The organism is Streptomyces sp. NPDC037126 (assembly GCF_055605965.1).
Genome location: NZ_JBVJTD010000005.1, coordinates 264,568 through 282,427, shown reverse-complemented (window position 1 = coordinate 282,427; position 17,860 = coordinate 264,568). Strand labels below are relative to the sequence as shown.

15 protein-coding genes are annotated in these 17,860 nt (G+C 72.1%); 5 read left to right on the top strand and 10 right to left on the bottom strand.

All coding sequences use genetic code 11. The annotated features are described in order from the left end of the window. Positions 1-15: 15 nt before the first annotated feature. The 5 genes from ACZ7FF_RS15385 to ACZ7FF_RS15365 form a co-directional block, all read right to left on the bottom strand. Entirely contained in the window at positions 16-3,315 is a 3,300-nt protein-coding gene (locus ACZ7FF_RS15385) for a S8 family peptidase (RefSeq protein WP_470812667.1), read from the bottom strand. A 241-nt stretch (positions 3,316-3,556) separates the two neighbouring features. After that, positions 3,557-4,240, bottom strand: a complete 684-nt coding sequence (locus ACZ7FF_RS15380; RefSeq protein WP_470812666.1) for an ABC transporter ATP-binding protein — start codon at positions 4,238-4,240, stop codon at positions 3,557-3,559. Between the two features lie 101 nt (positions 4,241-4,341). After that, positions 4,342-5,826 carry an ABC transporter permease gene (locus ACZ7FF_RS15375; protein ID WP_470812665.1) on the bottom strand — a complete coding sequence of 495 codons (1,485 nt, stop codon included), beginning with the start codon at positions 5,824-5,826 and terminating at the stop codon, positions 4,342-4,344. Positions 5,827-5,970: 144 nt separating this feature from the next. After that, complete coding sequence (locus ACZ7FF_RS15370; RefSeq protein WP_470812664.1) at positions 5,971-7,215, bottom strand: L,D-transpeptidase; 1,245 nt, start codon at positions 7,213-7,215, stop codon at positions 5,971-5,973. Between the two features lie 218 nt (positions 7,216-7,433). Next, complete coding sequence (locus tag ACZ7FF_RS15365; RefSeq protein WP_470812663.1) at positions 7,434-7,778, bottom strand: hypothetical protein; 345 nt, start codon at positions 7,776-7,778, stop codon at positions 7,434-7,436. Positions 7,779-7,888: 110 nt separating this feature from the next. Between ACZ7FF_RS15365 and ACZ7FF_RS15360 the strand changes: the two genes are divergently transcribed. Continuing rightward, entirely contained in the window at positions 7,889-8,215 is a 327-nt protein-coding gene (locus ACZ7FF_RS15360) for a hypothetical protein (protein WP_470812662.1), read from the top strand. A gap of 42 nt (positions 8,216-8,257) precedes the next feature. Then, a complete protein-coding gene (locus tag ACZ7FF_RS15355) occupies positions 8,258-9,046 on the top strand; it encodes a hypothetical protein (RefSeq protein ID WP_470812661.1) in 789 nt (262 codons plus the stop codon). Positions 9,047-9,115: 69 nt separating this feature from the next. Here ACZ7FF_RS15355 and hutH read toward each other — a convergent pair whose 3' ends face one another. The 3 genes from hutH to ACZ7FF_RS15340 all read right to left on the bottom strand — a co-directional run bounded on the left by hutH (position 9,116) and on the right by ACZ7FF_RS15340 (position 12,769). Next, positions 9,116-10,654: a histidine ammonia-lyase gene (gene hutH, locus ACZ7FF_RS15350; protein ID WP_470812768.1), complete on the bottom strand. Its 1,539-nt coding sequence runs from the start codon at positions 10,652-10,654 to the stop codon at positions 9,116-9,118. A 111-nt stretch (positions 10,655-10,765) separates the two neighbouring features. Then, entirely contained in the window at positions 10,766-11,908 is a 1,143-nt protein-coding gene (locus ACZ7FF_RS15345) for a GGDEF domain-containing protein (RefSeq protein WP_470812660.1), read from the bottom strand. A 66-nt stretch (positions 11,909-11,974) separates the two neighbouring features. Then, complete coding sequence (locus tag ACZ7FF_RS15340; RefSeq protein WP_470812659.1) at positions 11,975-12,769, bottom strand: enoyl-CoA hydratase/isomerase family protein; 795 nt, start codon at positions 12,767-12,769, stop codon at positions 11,975-11,977. A 197-nt stretch (positions 12,770-12,966) separates the two neighbouring features. On the opposite strand from ACZ7FF_RS15340, the gene ACZ7FF_RS15335 reads away from it, so the two are divergent. After that, positions 12,967-13,566 carry a hypothetical protein gene (locus ACZ7FF_RS15335; RefSeq protein ID WP_470812658.1) on the top strand — a complete coding sequence of 200 codons (600 nt, stop codon included), beginning with the start codon at positions 12,967-12,969 and terminating at the stop codon, positions 13,564-13,566. A 64-nt stretch (positions 13,567-13,630) separates the two neighbouring features. Here ACZ7FF_RS15335 and ACZ7FF_RS15330 read toward each other — a convergent pair whose 3' ends face one another. Next, positions 13,631-14,749, bottom strand: a complete 1,119-nt coding sequence (locus ACZ7FF_RS15330; RefSeq protein ID WP_470812657.1) for an adenylate/guanylate cyclase domain-containing protein — start codon at positions 14,747-14,749, stop codon at positions 13,631-13,633. A 281-nt stretch (positions 14,750-15,030) separates the two neighbouring features. After that, a complete protein-coding gene (locus ACZ7FF_RS15325) occupies positions 15,031-15,897 on the bottom strand; it encodes a biotin--[acetyl-CoA-carboxylase] ligase (protein WP_470812656.1) in 867 nt (288 codons plus the stop codon). Positions 15,898-16,007: 110 nt separating this feature from the next. Between ACZ7FF_RS15325 and ACZ7FF_RS15320 the strand changes: the two genes are divergently transcribed. Both ACZ7FF_RS15320 and ACZ7FF_RS15315 read left to right on the top strand, forming a co-directional pair. Further along, positions 16,008-17,621: an acyl-CoA carboxylase subunit beta gene (locus ACZ7FF_RS15320; protein WP_470812655.1), complete on the top strand. Its 1,614-nt coding sequence runs from the start codon at positions 16,008-16,010 to the stop codon at positions 17,619-17,621. A gap of 25 nt (positions 17,622-17,646) precedes the next feature. Continuing rightward, the gene (locus ACZ7FF_RS15315; protein ID WP_470812654.1) at positions 17,647-17,856 is read left to right on the top strand and encodes an acyl-CoA carboxylase epsilon subunit; all 210 of its coding nucleotides are present in this window, start codon (positions 17,647-17,649) and stop codon (positions 17,854-17,856) included. Positions 17,857-17,860: the final 4 nt, after the last annotated feature.

Genomic DNA, 17,860 nt, shown 5'->3' with positions numbered 1-17,860 from the left:
TTGCGCGACCCGGGCCTACTTGCCGAAGTACGCGTCGTGGATCGTGATCTCCGACGTGTTGCCCTTCCTGTCGGTGATCTCGGTGCGGAAGGAGACGGACCTGCCCTGCGCGGGGTTCTTCACGGTGATCTTCCCGCCCTTGACGGCCACCTTCGTCCAGGTCTTGCCGTCGTAGGAGACGTACACCGCGAGGGACTTCAGATTGCCGCCCGCGGCCGAACCCTGGACGGTGACCGGGAAGGTGGCCGTCCTGCCCGCGGCGACACGGCTGTCCAGCCCGGTCGTGGCGCCGAGGAGGATCGTGGAGGCGGGAAGCTGCGTGAACTTCGCCGGCTTGCCGGACCGGAAGGTCCAGGCCGCGTCGATGCGCGAGGAGGCCTCGCAGACCTTGGCCGACCGGGTGACCGACGTGGTCAGCCGGTAGGCGGCGTCACCGGACGGGACCTTGAAGGGCTTGCCGCCGAACAACGGGTCGTCGTTGAGGCCGACCTTGGTGCCGTTGCGGTACAGGGTGGTGTTCACCGAGGTGAAGTCGGAGTACCCGGCGTGCCCGGCGGAGTCGGCGAACAGCGGCAGCGAGCCGTAGATCTCGTTGCCGTCCCGGAAGAGCCCGTGGCCGGCGCCGAGGTGCGGGCCGAAGACCGCGGTGTTGACCGTCCTGGTGTAGGTCCGGCCGGCCTTGAAGCCCTGCTGGCCGAGCGAGTAGGCGGCGTCGGTGAGCGGGAAGCCGTCCTTGTCCTTGCCGCCGTTCTGCTCGAACTCCAGCTCCCAGGTCACCCCGCCGGTGGCGGACAGGTGCAGGGTGCGGGTGCCGGGCAGCTTCTGTGGGATGCCGAGGGAGGAGGCACCCGAGCTGTCGGGCAGCCAGCCGGAGGCGCTGACGGTGCCGGTCTTGCCGCTCGCGGCGGCACCGAGCCGGGCCCGGACCGTGGCCAGGTCGCCGGCCTTGTAGTGCCTGGTGAAGCCGGTGGCGAGCTGCTTGACCGGGCCGCCGGTGGTGACGTCGTACTCCTCGGCCGTGCCCTTGGTCCAGTGGGCGTCCCACTGCTGGTACAACGACCCGGCGGGCAGCCGCGCGCCCAGGTGGGCGGTGCGGAAGTTCTTGTACGAGTTCAGGAACCAGCCGTAGCCGTACTGGCCGCCACCGATGGTGACGTCGAACTCGGGCGAGGCGAACTGGGACGTCACGCCCTTGGCCGGGACGGTGATGTCCACCGGCCTGGCCTTGCGCGCGTCGATGGTGATCGTCTGCTTCTTGCCGACGGTCAGCTTCGGCTGGGCGATCCAGTCGATGCCCCTGGAGGCGTTCTGCGGGTCGACGTAGACGGCCGTGTTGAGGATGTACGTGCCCTTCGGCGCGCGCACCTTCACCGTGCCGGACTTGTCGTACGGGTTCAGCGAGGTGCCGTTCGCGAGTCCGGCCACGCCGTTCAGTTCGGCGCCGTAGTAGGGCGCCGGCCTGCCGTTGCGGCCGATGAACTTGAGCGTGACGTCGTACGACTCCACCTCGCGGGTCACCGCGGCGGCCGTGCGGACCGTCTGGCCGCCGGCCGTCGCCGTCACATAGGCGGAGTACGCGCCGTCGACGGTGCCGCCCAGCCGGGTGTCGGCCGTCAGGTTCACGGATGCCCTGCCGTGGGCCGGGACCGTGACCTTGGCGGCGCCGAGCCTGAAGAAGCCCGCGGGCGCCGCATGGCCCTTGGGGTCGGCGGCGGTGCTGCTCAGGCCGAGCGTGACGGCCTTGTCGCCGAGGTTGCGGTACGTCACCTTCCGGGTGACCGGCTTGTCGTCGGTGTGCGGCCAGGCCTGGGTGCCGAAGTTCACCGACACCGGGTCGGCGATCACGGACTCCTTGATGGCCCTGTCGACCGCGATCCGGCCCGAACCCTGCTGGAACGGCGTGTACTTGCCGCCCTTGGCGGAACCGGTGAGCGCGCCCTTCAGCTCGGCCCAGCCCCAGTTCGGGTGCTCCTGCTTCAGGATGGCGGCGGCGCCCGCGACGTGCGGGGTCGCCATCGAGGTGCCGGAGATGGTCAGGTAGCCGTCGGGCTTCTCGCCGACCTCCCGGTCGATGACGCTGCCCTTGGCAGCGGCGGCGGTGATGTCCACGCCCGGTGCGGTGACGTCGGGCTTGATGGCGCCGTCCCCGATCCGTGGGCCGGTGGAGGAGAAGTCGGCGAGCCTGTCGCTCTTGTCCACGGCGCCGACGGTGAGCGCGGCGTCCGCGCTGCCCGGCGAACCGATCGAATGGGGGCCGTCGTTGCCCGCGGCGATCGCGAACAGCACGCCCTTCTCGGCGGAGAGCTTGTCGACCTCGGCCTCCAGGGGATCGATCCCCGGGGAGTCGTAGCCGCCGAGGCTCAGGTTGACGACGGAGGCGCCCTGCGCGACCGCCCACTCCATGCCGGCGAGGATGCCGGAGTCGTCTCCGGAGCCGGTGTCGTCCAGGACCTTGCCGTTGAGGATCTTGGCGTCCGGGGCCACGCCCCTGTACTTGCCGCCGGACTTGGCGCCGGTGCCCGCCACGATGGAGGCGACGTGCGTGCCGTGGCCGAAGTGGTCGGTGGCGTCGGCGGCGGAGGTGAAGTTCCTGGACGCGATCACCTGGTCCCTGAGGTCCGGGTGGCCGGTGTCCACACCCGTGTCGAGGACGGCGACCTTCACGCCCTTGCCCGTGTAGCCGGCCTTCCACGCGACCGGGGCGCCGATCTGCGGCACGGACTTGTCGAGGGCGGCCTTGCGGACGCCGTCGAGCCAGACGTGCGCGATGCCGGCGGCGGCCCGGCCGCCACCGGCGACCGCGCGCCACAGCGCGGCGGTGTCCTTGACCGGGGTCTGCACGGCGTCCGCGTTCAGCGCCTTCAGGCTGCGGCGCAGGCGGCCCGCCTCCCGGATGCCGGCCCTGGCGGTGGTGGCCGTGCCGTCGTAGCCCACGATGACCTTCAGGCCGTCCTTCTGGGCCTTGCGGTTCGCGGCCTTGTTCAGCTCGGTGATGTCGAACAGGCGCTGGTCCAGCGTGCCGGAGGCCACCAGGCGGGCCGCGTCGGCGGGGACCACCAGCGTGTGTCCGCCGGCCCTGCGGACCTGGAAGGGTACGTTCTCCCGCCCCTCGGCCCGCTCCAGGCCGACGACCCTGCCCTTGGCGTCGAGGTCGACGCGGTCACCGGTGATGAGGGTGACGTGGGTCCGGGCGGTGAGCGAGGGCGCGGCGGCCGAGGACGCCTGCGGGGTGTTCGCCGACGCGGGGCTGGTCATACCCGCTGCGAGGGCGACGGCTGCGGCCGTTGCCACCGTGGCCGCAGCTGCACTTTTCACTTGTCTGCGCAAGTTCTCCCCCTGGAGATGGAGTGCCGGGCGAATTCCCCGTTCACCCGGCCGGGGGGAGCTTCGTACGTATGTACGCCGGCCCCCCGGAGCACGCAGTATGCCGGGGGGTGATCAGACGGCTCAATAGATGAGAGGACGGTAAGAAGGAGGCCCGGAAACTGTTACGCGGTGGGCGGGACACCGTTACACAACCGCGAAGTTCCGTGAGAGAAGCGAGAGTTGAGCACCCTCAGGCGCCCGCGTTCTCCTTCACCGTTATCCGGCCCTTGCGGATGGTGGCGACCCGCGGGGCCTTCCGCGCGAGCGTGGAGTCGTGGGTGACCATGATGAAGGTCAACCCGTGCTCCTTCCACAGGCGTTCGAGCACGTCCATGATCTCGTCGCGCATGCCCTCGTCGAGGTTGCCGGTCGGCTCGTCGGCGAGCAGCACCTTGGGCTTCTTCACCAGGGCACGGGCGATGGCGACGCGCTGCTGCTGACCGCCGGACATCTCCGAGGGCAGATGGGCGAGGCGCTCGCCGAGGCCCACGGACTTCAGCGCGTCGGCGGCCAGTTCGCGCCGCTCCTTCACCTTGATGCCGAGGGGTACCAGGGCCGTCTCCACGTTCTCCTGGGCGGTGAGGGTGGGGATGAGGTTGAAGGACTGGAAGACGAAGCCGATGTTCTCGCTGCGCACCCTGGTCAGCCGGGCCTCGCTCAGCTTGGCCAGGTCGGTGCCGTCCAGCACCACCTCGCCCGAGGTGGGGCGGTCCAGGCCGCCGAGCATCTGCAGCAGGGTGGACTTGCCGCCGCCGGTGGGGCCCTGGATGACGAGGCGGTCCCCGTCGGGGATGGCCAGGTCGACCCCGTCGAGGGCCTGGACGGTGTCCTTGCCCCTCGTGTAGCGCTTGGTGACGTTCCTGAGTTCGTACATGGTGGCTCCTGGGTGGGTTCTCGGGGTGGTTGCGCGCCGTGGCGGCTGCGGATCCGGCCGGCCGGGCGGTCGCCCGCGTCCCTCGGATCCGGCCACCCCGGCTACTCGACGCGGCGCAGGGCGTCCGCCGGACGCAGGCGCGAGGCACGCCAGCCGCCGAACGCTCCCGCGATCAGGCCGCCCGCCACGGCGAGTCCGACCGCCAGGGCGATCGTCGTGACGCTGACCGGAGCGGTCAGGGCGACCTCAAGGGACTTCGCCGCCTGACGGCCGGGGCCGAAGCCGCCCCCGCCGAAACCGCGGCCGCCGCCGAAGCCACCGCCGCCGGGACCGCCGCCGAAGCCTCCGCCCCCGCTGCCGCCGCCCAGTTGCGCCTGGAGCGTCGGGCTGACGGCGGTGACGGCGTACGCGCCCGCCAGGCCGAGCGCGATGCCGAGGGCGCCGCCCACCAGGCCGTTGACCATCGCCTCGCCGATCACCTGCCGGGTGACCCGGCCCGACTTCCAGCCGAGGGCCTTCAGGGTGCCGAACTCGCGGACCCGGCGGGAGACCGCGGAGGAGGTGAGCAGGCCCGCGACCAGGAACGCGGCCACCAGCACCGCGATGGACAGCCAGCGGCCCACCTTGGTGGCGAGCGAGGAGGCGGTGGACAGGGAGCCCGACACCGTCTTGGCGAGGTCGGAGGAGGTGGTGACCGTCGTACCGGAGACGTTCTTCTGGATGGCGCTCTTGACGGAGTCGATCCGCTGGGAGTCGGTCGCCTTGACGTAGATCGTGGTGACCTTGTCCTTCTCGCCCGCGAGGGTCTGCGCCTGCTGCAGCGGGACGTACAGGTTGGCCGCCGGGTCGCCGCTGTTCGCGGTGGCGATGCCGATCACCGTGAACGTGGTGCCCTTGACGGTGACCGTCGAACCGACCTCGTACTTCTTCTCCTTGGCGTACGCCGAGTCGGCCACGGCCACCTTGGCGTCGGTCTCCGTCGTCTTGAAGGTACGGCCGCTGGTGATCTTCGAGGAGGTCAGCGGGCCGATCCCGGCCTTGGTGACGTCGGTGCCGTACACCGTGTACTGGTTGATGCCGAAGTCGGCGCCGCCGCCCTTCACCTCGCCCTGCGGCTGCCCGGTGCCGCCGCCCCGCCGGAAGCCAGCGCCGCCGCCGTTCTGCTGGAACTGGCCACGGGTGAACTGGCCGCTGACCTTGACCACGCTGAGGTTCAGGCCGCCGGCGGCGGAGGAGACGCCCTGCTGGCCGGCGACCTTGGTGACGGTCGAGGAGGCGAGGGTGGTGAAGCCCTGCACCCGGACCCGGTCGCTGCTCTGGGAGGACTTGTCGTCGCTGTTCCGCGCGCCGAACTGGAAGCGGGGCTGCTGGGCGCCGGAGCCGGCCGGCGCGGCCGCCTTGGTGACCGTCATGTCCGTGCCGAGGCCGTACAGCGACTGCAGAACCTTGTCCTGGGCCTTCCCCATGCCGCTGGAGACGGAGTTGACCACGATGACCAGTGCGATACCCAGCGCGAGCCCGGAGGCGACGACGAGGGCCGCCTTTCTGCGGCGGCGCAGTTCGCGCCTCAGGTAGGTGAAGAACATGGCCCGCAAGCTAGGTACGGACCGTGACGACACCCTAAGGCCGGCATAAGAGAAGCATGAGAAGGCTGTGCGGGGCCTCGGAAACACCGGTGCCGCCCCTGGGGGGCGGCACCGGAGGAGGAGTGCGGGCCGGGGCCCGGACGGTCAGACGGCCGAACCGGCCTTCCACTGCGACCAGTCCATGTTCCAGCCGTTGAGGCCGTTGTCCGGCGCGACCGTCTTGTCGCCGGTGTTCTGGACGACCACGACGTCACCGACCAGCGAGTGGCCGTAGAACCACGCGGCCGGCGTGCTGGGGTCGCCGGCGCCCTTGACGTCCTGCAGGCCGACGCAGCCGTGGCTGGTGTTGACGCTGCCGAACACCGAGGGAGCGCCCCAGTAGTTGCCGTGGATGAAGGTGCCGGACGTGGTCAGGCGCATGGCGTGCGGCACGTCCTTGATGTCGTACTCGCCCTTGCCGTCGGAGTCCTTGAAGCCGACCGTCGCGCCGTTCATCCGGGTCTGCTTGAACTTCTCGGAGATCACCATCTGGCCCTCGTACGTGGTGTGGTCGGGGGCACCGGCGGAGATCGGGATGGTCTTGACGACCTTGCCGTCCTGCGTGACCTTCATCTGCTTGGTCTTCGCGTCGACGTAGGAGACCTGGTTGCGGCCGATGTGGAAGGTGACCGTCTTCTGCTGGACGCCATGGATGCCGGGCGCGCCCTCGACGCCGTCCAGGGCCAGCTTCAGCGTGACGGTGGAGCCTTCCTTCCAGTACTGCTCCGGGCGGCAGTCCATGCGGTTGGCGTTGAACCAGTGGCAGGCGACCTCCTGGCCGCCGCTGGAGGTGACCGTGATGCCCTTCTGCACGGCCGCCTTGTTGCTGATCGCCTTGTCGAAGTTGATCGAGACCGGCATGCCGACACCGACGGTGGAGCCGTCGTCCGGGGTGAAGGTGCCGATGAAGCTGTTGGCCGGGGAGACGGTGGTGAAGGACGCGTTCTCGTGGGCTATGCGGCCCTGGGAGTCCTTGGCCTCCGCGGCGACCTTGTAGGTGGTGGAGCGCTGCAGCTGCAGGGAGGGCTTCCAGCTGGTCCTGTCGGCGGACAGCTGGCCGGCCACGGCCCTGCCGTCCTCGGTGGTCATCGTGACGCCGGTGAGCGTCCCCTTGCTGACGGTGACGGCGGAGTTGTTGATCGACGCGTTGTCGGAGCCGTCCTTGGGCGTGATCGTGATCTGCGCCGCCGACGACTTCTTGGCGGCCGCCGCGTCGGCCTGGGCCTGCGAGGATTCGGCGTTGCCGTTCGCCGAGGCCTTGCCGCCGCTGGAACAGGCCGTGAGCGCCAGCGCACCGCCGAGCAGGGCGGACGCGGCCATGAGGCTCTTGCGCCGCTTACTGTCCGTCATCACACACTTCTCCATCGTTGCCGAGTCGCGATAACCCCGAGAGTCCCCCCGCAAGAACCTTCAACGGTACGGCCGCGTCGTCCCGTTCCCATCCAGTGGATCTGTGGGGCACACCACGTCCACCGCGGGCGGGTGTGCGGGAACCGGCCCGTGTGCCCCCTGGGACGGCGAAACCCCGGACGGCCGCGCCGTCCGGGGTCGAGGGTTCCCCGGGACGCTCAGCCGACGCCGTCCTCCTCCTCGTCGTCCTCCACATCGTCCTCGTCCAGGTCCCAGTCGGGCGAGTCCGGGTCGTACTCGATCCGCTCGGTGGACCAGGAGGCCTGCTGGAGCTCCACCCCGGGCACCTCACCGACCAGGTCGAAGGGGTCCACGAGATAGGCGAGGGCCTCCGCGGTGTCTTCCGTCACAGCGCCTTCGGCGTGACTGCGCTCCGCCTCCGGCAGCTCCGGATCCTGCGCGAGGCGGCGCAGCGCGGCCTTGGTCACCTCGTCCTCGTCCTGCACCTCGACGACCAGCTCCACACGAAGCCGTACAAAACGTGATGTCTCTTCAGCGCTCATGCCGCGAGCGTACGACTGAAACCTCCCGTGACTTTCCTGTGACCCGCGCCTTTCACTAACATCGGGCCACACGGCCAATTCGCCAGCGTCACAAGGGGGATCGATATTCCGTGTCATCCGCTCGCCGCCCGCTGCTGACCGCCACCGCCGCGGGCACCCTGCTCTGCGCCCTGTGGTTCGTCCCGTCCGCACACGCGTCACAGGACTCCCCGGCGAGAGACACGGCGTCCACGTACGCCTCGACGCCGGTCGCACAGCAGGCCAGGGCGACCTCGGCCGGGACCACCGAGGCCGGGCAGGAGACGGCCGACGACTCCGCACTCGCCGACACCGGTAGCCCCGACACCACGCCCTACGTCGTCGGCGGCACCCTGTTCCTCGGCGTGGGCGCCGGTTTCGTGGTGTATTCGGTGCGCCGGGAACGCCTGGGCTTTTAATTTCCCTTGACTGAGCTTTGACGATACGCACATAGTGCGCCCATGACGAGATCATCGGGCGTGCGGCTGTGCGCCACCGCCGTCGTGGGCGCGCTCTCGCTCGCCCTCGTCACGGGCTGTTCCGGAGGCGGTTCGAAGGGCTCCGGGCACGCGGGCACGGAGGCGGCCGGGCCGGCCGCGAAGGCGCTGAGCGCCGCCGAGTTGAAGGACCTGATCATCGCCTCGGACGAGGTGCCCGGCTACAAGGTCGAGGCCGTACCGGCGGCTCGCGCCAAGCCGATCACGACCGACAGCGCCCGGTGCCGTCCCCTGGCCCGCGTCATGAGCGGCCTCCCGCCGGTCGGCACGGCGGCCCGGACGGACCGCATGGCCACGGAGAACCCGAAGAAGCGGCCGTCGTCCGACCCCACGTCCCTGGACGACATGGCCGACGGGAAGTTCGAGGAGTCGATCAAGAAGTCCCTGGACCGGGACGTCACCACGGTCACCCTGTCCTCCTACGACGGGGACGGCGCCGAGAAGGCCCTGGAGTCCGTCTCCGACGCCGTACGGGCCTGCGCGGGCGGCTTCACCGGCAAACAGGCCGGAACCGAGGTGAAGTTCACCAGGATCGACGCGGAGAAGTCCGCGGGCACGGGCGAGGGTTCGGTGGCGTTCGCCGCGACCAGCGACTCGGGCGACGGGGACGCGGCGCCCGTCCACGCCGAGGTGGACCGGCACGGCGGCAACCTGTCCGTCTACTTCACGATGAACATCGGCGCGATGATGGCCAAGAAGGCGTACGCGGTCTCACCCGCGGTCGTGAAGGCGCAGGAGGCCAAGCTGAAGTGACGTTTCGGGGGCCCTGTACGGCGACAGGGCCCCCTCCTTCTTCCGTTTCCCCTGCGGGGCTTGGTGCCGCTACTGCAGCGGTCCGGTGACCGTCTCGGCTGCCGTCACCAGCCCACCGCCGCGCACGAAGGCGTCGGCCGCGGCCAGGTCGGGGGCCAGGAAGCGGTCCGGGCCCGGGCCCTGGACGCCGGCGGCGCGCACGGCCGCGATGACGGCCTGGGAGGCGGGCGCCGGGGTGAGGCCCTCGCGCAGCTCGATGGCGCGGGTGGCCGCGTACAGCTCGACGGCGATGATGCGGGTGAGGTTGTCGACGGCGGTGCGCAGCTTGCGCGCGGCCGACCAGCCCATGGAGACGTGGTCCTCCTGCATGGCGGAGGACGGGATGGAGTCGGCGGAGGCCGGTACGGCGAGCCGCTTCATCTCGCTGACCAGGGCGGCCTGCGTGTACTGGGCGATCATCAGGCCGGAGTCGACACCGGCGTCGTCGGCGAGGAACGGCGGCAGGCCGTGGCTGCGGTTCTTGTCGAGCAGCCGGTCGGTGCGGCGCTCGGCGATGGAGCCGAGGTCGGCGGCGGCGACGGCGAGGAAGTCCAGGACGTAGGCGACCGGGGCTCCGTGGAAGTTGCCGTTGGACTCCACCCGGCCGTCGGGCAGGACGACCGGGTTGTCGACGGCCGAGGCCAGCTCGCGCTCGGCGACCAGGCGGGCGTGCGCCATCGTGTCGCGGCCGGCGCCCGCGACCTGCGGGGCGCAGCGCACCGAGTAGGCGTCCTGGACGCGCGGGGCGTCGTCCTGGTGGTGCCCGGTGAGCTGCGAACCCTGCAGCACCGCCAGCATGTTGGCGGCGGAGGCGCCCTGGCCCGGGTGCGGGCGGATGGCGTGCAGTTCGGGCGCGAGCACCTTGTCGGTGCCGAGCAGCGCCTCGAGGCTGAGCGCGGCGGTGATGTCGGCGGACTTGTAAAGGGTGTCGAGGTCGGCGAGGGCCATGATCAGCATGCCGAGCATGCCGTCGGTGCCGTTGAGGAGAGCGAGGCCCTCCTTCTCGCGGAGTTCGACGGGCTGGATCCCGTGCTCGGCGAGCAGTTCGCCGGCGGGGCGTACGACACCGTCGGGGCCCTCGGCGTCCCCCTCGCCCATGAGCGCGAGGGCGCAGTGGGACAGCGGGGCCAGGTCGCCGGAGCAGCCGAGGGAGCCGTACTCGTGCACGACCGGGGTGATCCCGGCGTTCAGCACGTCGGCCATGGTCTGCGCGACCTCGGGCCGCACACCGGTGTGCCCGGAGCAGACGGTCTTCAGGCGCAGGAACATCAGCGCCCGTACGACCTCGCGCTCGACGCGCGGGCCCATGCCGGCGGCGTGCGAGCGGACGATGTTGCGCTGCAGCTGGGCGCGCAGTTCCCGGCTGATGTGACGGGTCGCCAGGGCACCGAAGCCGGTGGAGACGCCGTAGACCGGCTCCGGCTTGGCAGCCAGCGCGTCCACGATCTCGCGGGCCGCGGCGAGGGCCGCCACCGCCTCCGCCGACAGCTCGATCCGGGCAGCGCCGCGCGCCACGGCGAGAACGTCGGACGCCGTGACACCGGACGTCCCCACCACCACAGTGTGCATATCCATATTCAGGAGCGTACGCATTGAATGCGTTGATGTCACTAGTGGGGAGCGGGGGTGACCCTTACTTCTCCGTGTGCTTCGGGTCACGGCCCGCCGGCCGCCCCGGGCTCACGGGTGGCGCCCGCGGAAGCGGCGGCGTTCGGCGCGGGACGGCGGCGGCTCGTCGGCGAGCCGTACGACCGGGTCGTCGGGGCCCTCCCGGCCGGCCACCACCGGACGGGAGCCGCGCACGGCCTTGGCCCGGTACTGCGCCGCGTCCGCCAGCCGGAACAGCCTGCGCGCGTCCTCCACGGGACCGATCGGATCCTCGGTCGAGGCGATCCCGCAGGCCACGCCCTCGCCCAGCTCCATCTCGCCCGCCCGGCGGCACAGTTCGTCCGCCGCCTTGACCACGTCGTCGGCGGACGGGCCGACCGCGACCAGGCAGAACTCGTCCCCGCCGAGCCGCGCGGCCAGCGCACCCGGCAGCATCGCCCCGCACAGCGACAGCACCGAGCCGAAGCGTTCCAGCAGACGGTCGCCCACCGCGTGCCCGAGGGTGTCGTTGACCCGCTTGAGCCCGTTGAGGTCGCAGACCACGAGACTGACCACCACGCCCTCGGTGCGGTGCCGCTCCACCGCCTCCTCCAGGCACACGTCGACCGCGCGGCGGTTGGCGAGCCCGGTGAGGGAGTCGGTGAAGGCGAGCCGGCGGGCCTCCTCCAGACGTTCGGTCTGCGCGAGGCCGGCGGCGACGACGGCGGCCAGGACGGTCGCGAAGTCGGCGTCGGCCCGCCCGAACACGGGCACCCCGGCCGGGCGCGCCACGTACAGCTCGCCCCACGCCCTGCCGTGCAGCACGACGGGGGCGACGACACAGCAGCCGCGACCGCGCCGACGCAGGGCGGCGACCCGCTGGTGGAAGTAGCCGGGGGTACCGGCGGCCGGGCCCTCGGCGGTCTCCACCCACGCGTTGGGTTCGCCCCCGCCCGCCCACCGCTCGTGCAGGAACTCGGTGATCTCCGGGAACTGGTGCACCGGGTAGGCCTCGGCCTCCGGGAACTCCTTCTCGTCCGGCGCCCTGTCCCCCACGTTCACCAGGACCCGCAGCCGGCCCAGCTCCCGCTCCCACACCGACAGCGCCGCGAAGCTGCCGTCCAGCGCACGGCAGCCGCCGAGCGCGGCGGCCCGCCAGGACTCCCGGGGGGTGTGCGCCGCCGCCATCCCCTGGGCCAGCGCCACCACGGCCGCGAGCCGCTTGTCCTCACCCATCACTCCAGGTTAGGGAGAAATGGGGTCAATAGGGTCATTGGCGGGGCGAACAGGGGGTACCGGTGGCTACTCCCCCGGCCACTGCGGCCTGCGCTTCTCGTTGAAGGCCGCCACGCCCTCCGCCCGGTCCCCGGAGAACGCCACCGAACGCCAGGCGGCGTCCTCGACCTCCAGGCCCGCCCGCAGATCCAGCCCGTACCCGAGCCGCAGCGCCCGCTTGGCCGCCCGCAGGCCCACGGGCGAGTTCGCGGCGATCCGCGCACCGAGCGCCAGCGCCTCCTCGCGGTCCCGCCCCTCCTCGACCAGCTGGTCCACGAGGCCCAGCCCGGCGGCCTCCGCCGCCTCCAGCCGCCGCGCCGTGAAGATCAGCTCGGCCGCCCGCGCCGCCCCGACCCGGCGCGGCAGCAGCTGCGTACCGCCACCGCCCGGGATCACGCCCACGGACACCTCGGGCAGGCCCACCACGGCCGTCGGGTCGGCCACGATCAGGTCGCAGGAGAGCGCCAGCTCGAACCCGCCGCCCAGCGCGAACCCGTGCACCGCCGCGATCGTAGGCATCGGCAGCTCCAGCACGCCGGTGTACGCCGAGCGCGCCACCGGCCGCTGGCGCACCAGGTCCGCGTCGCTGAAGGAGTTGCGCTCCTTCAGGTCGGCGCCGACGCAGAACGCCCGTTCGTGCGACGAGGTCAGGACGACCACGCGCGCGTCCCGGTCCGCGGCCAGCGCCGTGCACGCGCCCGCGAGGGAGCGGGCCATCTCCGTGGAGACGGCGTTCATCGCCTTGGGCCGGTCCAGCACCAGCTCCGCGACGTGCCCGTGCCGCCGCACCAGCACGAACTCCCCGAACCGCTCCTCGCCCATGGCGTCCTCCGCTTCCGCGTTAACGAGGGTTAACTCGCTGTCGGTCCGATCATCGCAGCCGTACCCGATCACGGAAAGCCCGGAGGGCTACGCCCGTTCGAGTGACATCCCGACCGTCTCCCCCCACACCGCCCACAGGAGCGCATAGCGTGCGCTCCGCCACGGCGCGCCCCGGGGCGCGCGGCGGGGAGGAAACCATGACACCGATACCTGCAGAGTCGAGCGAGCGTTCGTCCGGTATCCGGCGCGGGCGTCACCGCAAGCCCCGCCCCCGCAAGGTGATGCTGGCCGCGGGCGGCCTGGCCCTGGCGGCCGGCGTGCTCACCCTGGTCCGCATCTCCCCGGACTCCGGCGTCGGCGCCCCGGGCACGGCGGAGGCCGAGCCCCGGCTCGACGCGGGCGGCGGGGCCTCGGACCGCTCGGCGGACACCGCCGTCACGGCCCCCTCCCGGCCCACCGCGCTGCCCTCGTCCTCCTCCGTCATGGGCGGGCGCGGCCCGGAGCCGACGGCCGGCCGCTCGTCGTCGGCGCCGGGTGCCTCCGTCCAGCCCGTGACACCGCCCGAGGACACCACCGTCCCGACCACCATCCCGACCGGAGCCCCGGCCACACCGGCGGGCACACCCCCGCCCCCGGCCACCACCGCGGCCCCGCGCCCCGATCCGACGTCGGCACGGCCCACCACCCCGGCCCCGGCGCCCGGCCACAGCACGGCGGCACCGGCACCGGCACCGGGCGGGCTGTGCCTGCCGCTGATCAGCCTGTGCGTCGAGGCACTCGGCGCGCCGAAGAACTAGGAGGGGTCCGGAGGGAAGCCGGGAAACCGGGGAAGCCGGGGAAAGGGGACAGGGTCCCGGGCGGCTACGGCTGTCCGTCCCGGCGGGCGAGCAGCCACGGCTCGACCACGCCGAGGCCGCGCACCGGGCGCTGCCACATCGGCTGGAGCGCGAAGCGGTACGCCGGCGGCTCCTCGCCCTCCTTCTCCGCGGCGGCCGCGGCCTCGGCCGCCTCCGCCTCCGAGGCGGGCGCCTCGCGGCTGCGGATCAGCTCCTCGGCGAACGCGCTGTCCACCAGCACGGCGTCCCGCGGGGCTATGGAGGTCAGACGGGAGGCGAGGTTGACCGTCGTACCGAACACGTCGCCCATCCGGGTGGTCACCGTGCCGAACGCCATGCCGACCCGGAGTTCCGGCATCGTCTCGTCGTTCGACAGCGTCTCGACCAGGCGCAGCGCGATGTCCGCGGCGATCCCCGCGTCGTCCGCCGCGTACAGCACCTCGTCGCCGAGGGTCTTGATGAGCCGGCCGCCGCGCGCGGCCACCAGGTCGGCGGCGGTGGTCTCGAAGGCCTCGACGAGTTCGCCGAGTTCCTCCTCCTCCATCCGGCGGGTCAGCCGGGTGAACCCCACCAGGTCGGCGAAGCCGACGGCGAGCCGCCGGTCGACCATCTCCTCGTCGTCCGCCGCCTGCACGACCCGCCCGGTGGCGGCGGCCAGCTGCCGGCGCCAGACGTAGACCAGGAACTCCTCCAGCTCGGGCAGCAGCAGCTCGACCAGGGGGTACGTCACCTCGGTGCGGGTCATGCCGGGCTCGGGGGGCTCGGTCAGGCCCTCCAGGAAGGAATCGATCTGCCACTCGGCCAGCCGGGCGGTGGTCTGACCGGTGGAGCGGGCCACCTGCACCGCCATGGCCTCGCTCAGCAGGCCCGCCTCCACCAGACCGGCCAGGCGGCGCAGGGCCAGGACGTCGGCCTCGGTGAGGGCCTTGGCCTGGCCGATGTCGGCGAAGCCCATCGCCCGCCAGAAGCGGGAGGCCAGCTCCATGGAGACACCGGCGCTCCGGGCGGCCTGGAAAGGGGTGTAACGGCGCTCCGCGCCCAGGATGAGCCCTTCGAGACGCAGCGCGAGCGGGTCCTCGCCGGAGTCGGCGGCGTTGGGGTCCAGCCAGCCGTCCTCGCCGGGGCCCGTGTCGTCGACGGTCACTCCTGCTGCCCTTCCGATCTGCCACGGTCAGGTATCGACCGGCCTCAACTCTACGGCAGGTGTGCGCCAGCTCACTCCGTCGGGTTCGGCGGGGGTTCACCCGCGCGGTACCGGCTCACGTGCACCGGAGCGGCGGCCGACGTCCTCCGGGGACCCACGGCCCCCGGACCCTCGCCATCAGTCTGCGGTCCCGGCCCGCCGTCCGCAGCCGCGGGCGGGGGCCCGTCGCCCGGCACCCCGCGCCCGCCCCAGGGCTCGCAGGCGCGCGGGGCTCCGGCGCGTCACGCCGGTCGCAGGTGGACGATGTCGCCCGCGCCGACCGGCTCCTGCACGCCTTCCTCGGTGGCGATGACCAGCCGTCCGTCGCCGTCCACGGCCACCGCCTCCCCGACCAGCGCCCGGTCCCCCGGCAGCTCCGCCCGCACCGTGCGCCCGAGCGTCGCGCAGCCCGCCGCGTACGTCTGCTGGAGCCCGCTCGCCACGGGATCGCCCCCGGCGCCGCGCCACCGCCCGTACCAGTCCTCCAGCGACCGCAGCACCGCCCGCAGCAGCGGGTCCCGGTCCGTGCCGACCGCGCCGGCCAGCGCGAGGGACCCCGCCTGCGGCACCGGCAGTTCCTCGGCGCGCAGCGTGACGTTGATGCCGACGCCGACGACCACGCCGTCCGTCCCGGCCCGCTCCGCGAGGATGCCCCCGGTCTTGCGCTCCTCGCCGCCCACGGTCACCAGCAGGTCGTTCGGCCACTTGAGTGCCGTGTCCACGCCCGCCGCGCGCGCCAGCCCGGTCGCGACCGCGACCCCGGTGAGCAGCGGCAGCCATCCCCAGCGGGCCACCGGCACCTCGGCGGGCTTGAGCAGGACGGAGAAGAAGAGGCCGGAGCGCGGCGGTGCCGTCCACCGGCGGTCCAGGCGGCCCCGCCCCGCCGTCTGCTCCTCCGCCACCAGCACCGCGCCCTCGGCCGCACTGCCGGCCGCGGCACGCTCCACCAGGTCGATGTTGGTGGAGCCGGTGCGCCGCAGCACCTCCACGTCCGACCACAGGCCGCCCTCGCGGACCAGCGCGCGACGCAGCGCGGAGGCGTTGAGGGGCGGGCGGTCGAGGTCGGACCAGCGGCTGCGGTCGTCGTCTGCTGCATCTCGGGGCGTCATGCAAGCCACCCTAGGTGTGGTAAACGACGCAGTGCTGATCGGTAGGGCCGCCACTACGCTACGGATGAGTAACCGTCCCCCCTTTTGAGCAGGCAGGGAGCCGCATCCCGATGTCCGAGCCGGAAGAGCGTCAAGAGATCCAAGAGATCGACATCCACACGACCGCGGGCAAACTCGCGGATCTCCAGCGGCGCATTCACGAGGCGACGCACGCCGGCTCTGAGCGCGCCGTCGAGAAGCAGCATGCCAAGGGCAAGCTGACGGCCCGTGAGCGCGTCGAGCTGCTGCTGGACGAGGACTCGTTCGTCGAACTCGACGAGTTCGCCCGGCACCGCTCCACCAACTTCGGGCTGGAGAAGAACCGGCCGTACGGCGACGGCGTCGTCACCGGGTACGGCACGGTCGACGGCCGCCCCGTCGCCGTGTTCTCGCAGGACTTCACCGTCTTCGGCGGCGCCCTGGGCGAGGTCTACGGCCAGAAGATCGTCAAGGTGATGGACTTCGCGCTGAAGACCGGCTGCCCGGTCATCGGCATCAACGACTCCGGCGGCGCGCGGATCCAGGAGGGTGTCGCCTCCCTCGGCGCCTACGGCGAGATCTTCCGCCGCAACACCCACGCCTCCGGCGTCATCCCGCAGATCAGCCTGGTCGTCGGGCCCTGCGCCGGTGGCGCGGTGTACTCCCCGGCCATCACCGACTTCACGGTCATGGTCGACCAGACCTCGCACATGTTCATCACCGGCCCGGACGTCATCAAGACCGTCACCGGCGAGGACGTCGGCTTCGAGGAGCTGGGCGGCGCCCGCACCCACAACACCGCCTCCGGTGTGGCCCACCACATGGCCGGCGACGAGAAGGACGCCATCGAGTACGTCAAGCAGCTGCTGTCGTACCTGCCGTCCAACAACCTGTCCGAGCCCCCGGTCTTCCCGGAGGAGGCGGACCTCGCCGTCAGCGACGAGGACCGTGAGCTGGACACCGCCGTGCCGGACAGCGCGAACCAGCCGTACGACATGCACACGGTGATCGAACACATCGTGGACGACGGCGAGTTCTTCGAGACGCAGGCCCTGTTCGCGCCGAACATCCTCACCGGGTTCGGACGGGTCGAGGGCCACCCGGTGGGCATCGTCGCGAACCAGCCGATGCAGTTCGCGGGCTGCCTCGACATCGACGCCTCCGAGAAGGCCGCCCGGTTCGTGCGCACCTGCGACGCCTTCAACGTCCCGGTGCTCACGTTCGTGGACGTGCCCGGGTTCCTGCCCGGCGTCGGCCAGGAGCACGAGGGCATCATCCGGCGCGGCGCCAAGCTGATCTTCGCCTACGCCGAGGCCACCGTCCCGCTGATCACCGTGATCACCCGCAAGGCCTTCGGCGGCGCCTACGACGTCATGGGCTCCAAGCACCTGGGCGCGGACATCAACCTCGCCTGGCCGACCGCCCAGATCGCCGTCATGGGCGCCCAGGGCGCGGTCAACATCCTGCACCGCCGCACCATCGCCGAGGCGGAGGCGAGCGGGGAGGACGTCGAGGCGGTCCGCGCACGGCTGATCCGGGAGTACGAGGACACCCTCCTCAACCCCTACGTGGCGGCCGAGCGCGGCTACATCGACGCGGTGATCATGCCGTCCGACACCCGTGCCCACATCGTCCGCGGGCTGCGTCAGCTGCGCACCAAGCGGGAATCACTGCCTCCGAAGAAGCACGGCAACATCCCCCTCTAGGCCCGGCCGACCGACAGGAGCCGACATGACGATCAAGGTCGTACGAGGCAACCCGACCCCCGAGGAGCTGGCCGCCGCCCTGGCGGTGGTCCGCGCCCGCGCCGCGGCGGTGGCGGCGCAGCCGTCCGGCGCGCCGGGCCCCCGCGACGCGTGGTCCGACCCGTCCCGCATCGCCGCCGCCCGGCTGCCCAAGCCGGGCCCGGCGTCCTGGACCCGGACCTACTGGCCGAGCTGAGGCG

What these genes read in the sequence shown, in the direction of transcription:
- ACZ7FF_RS15325 (WP_470812656.1), bottom strand. Translation starts at nt 15,897, where the DNA reads ATGACGCCCCGAGATGCAGCAGACGACGACCGCAGCCGCTGGTCCGAC.
- ACZ7FF_RS15340 (WP_470812659.1), bottom strand. Translation starts at nt 12,769, where the DNA reads ATGGGCGAGGAGCGGTTCGGGGAGTTCGTGCTGGTGCGGCGGCACGGG.
- ACZ7FF_RS15365 (WP_470812663.1), bottom strand. Translation starts at nt 7,778, where the DNA reads ATGAGCGCTGAAGAGACATCACGTTTTGTACGGCTTCGTGTGGAGCTG.
- ACZ7FF_RS15315 (WP_470812654.1), top strand. Translation starts at nt 17,647, where the DNA reads ATGACGATCAAGGTCGTACGAGGCAACCCGACCCCCGAGGAGCTGGCC.
- ACZ7FF_RS15380 (WP_470812666.1), bottom strand. Translation starts at nt 4,240, where the DNA reads ATGTACGAACTCAGGAACGTCACCAAGCGCTACACGAGGGGCAAGGAC.
- ACZ7FF_RS15335 (WP_470812658.1), top strand. Translation starts at nt 12,967, where the DNA reads ATGACACCGATACCTGCAGAGTCGAGCGAGCGTTCGTCCGGTATCCGG.
- ACZ7FF_RS15345 (WP_470812660.1), bottom strand. Translation starts at nt 11,908, where the DNA reads ATGGGTGAGGACAAGCGGCTCGCGGCCGTGGTGGCGCTGGCCCAGGGG.
- ACZ7FF_RS15355 (WP_470812661.1), top strand. Translation starts at nt 8,258, where the DNA reads ATGACGAGATCATCGGGCGTGCGGCTGTGCGCCACCGCCGTCGTGGGC.
- ACZ7FF_RS15320 (WP_470812655.1), top strand. Translation starts at nt 16,008, where the DNA reads ATGTCCGAGCCGGAAGAGCGTCAAGAGATCCAAGAGATCGACATCCAC.
- ACZ7FF_RS15375 (WP_470812665.1), bottom strand. Translation starts at nt 5,826, where the DNA reads ATGTTCTTCACCTACCTGAGGCGCGAACTGCGCCGCCGCAGAAAGGCG.
- hutH (WP_470812768.1), bottom strand. Translation starts at nt 10,654, where the DNA reads ATGCACACTGTGGTGGTGGGGACGTCCGGTGTCACGGCGTCCGACGTT.
- ACZ7FF_RS15370 (WP_470812664.1), bottom strand. Translation starts at nt 7,215, where the DNA reads ATGACGGACAGTAAGCGGCGCAAGAGCCTCATGGCCGCGTCCGCCCTG.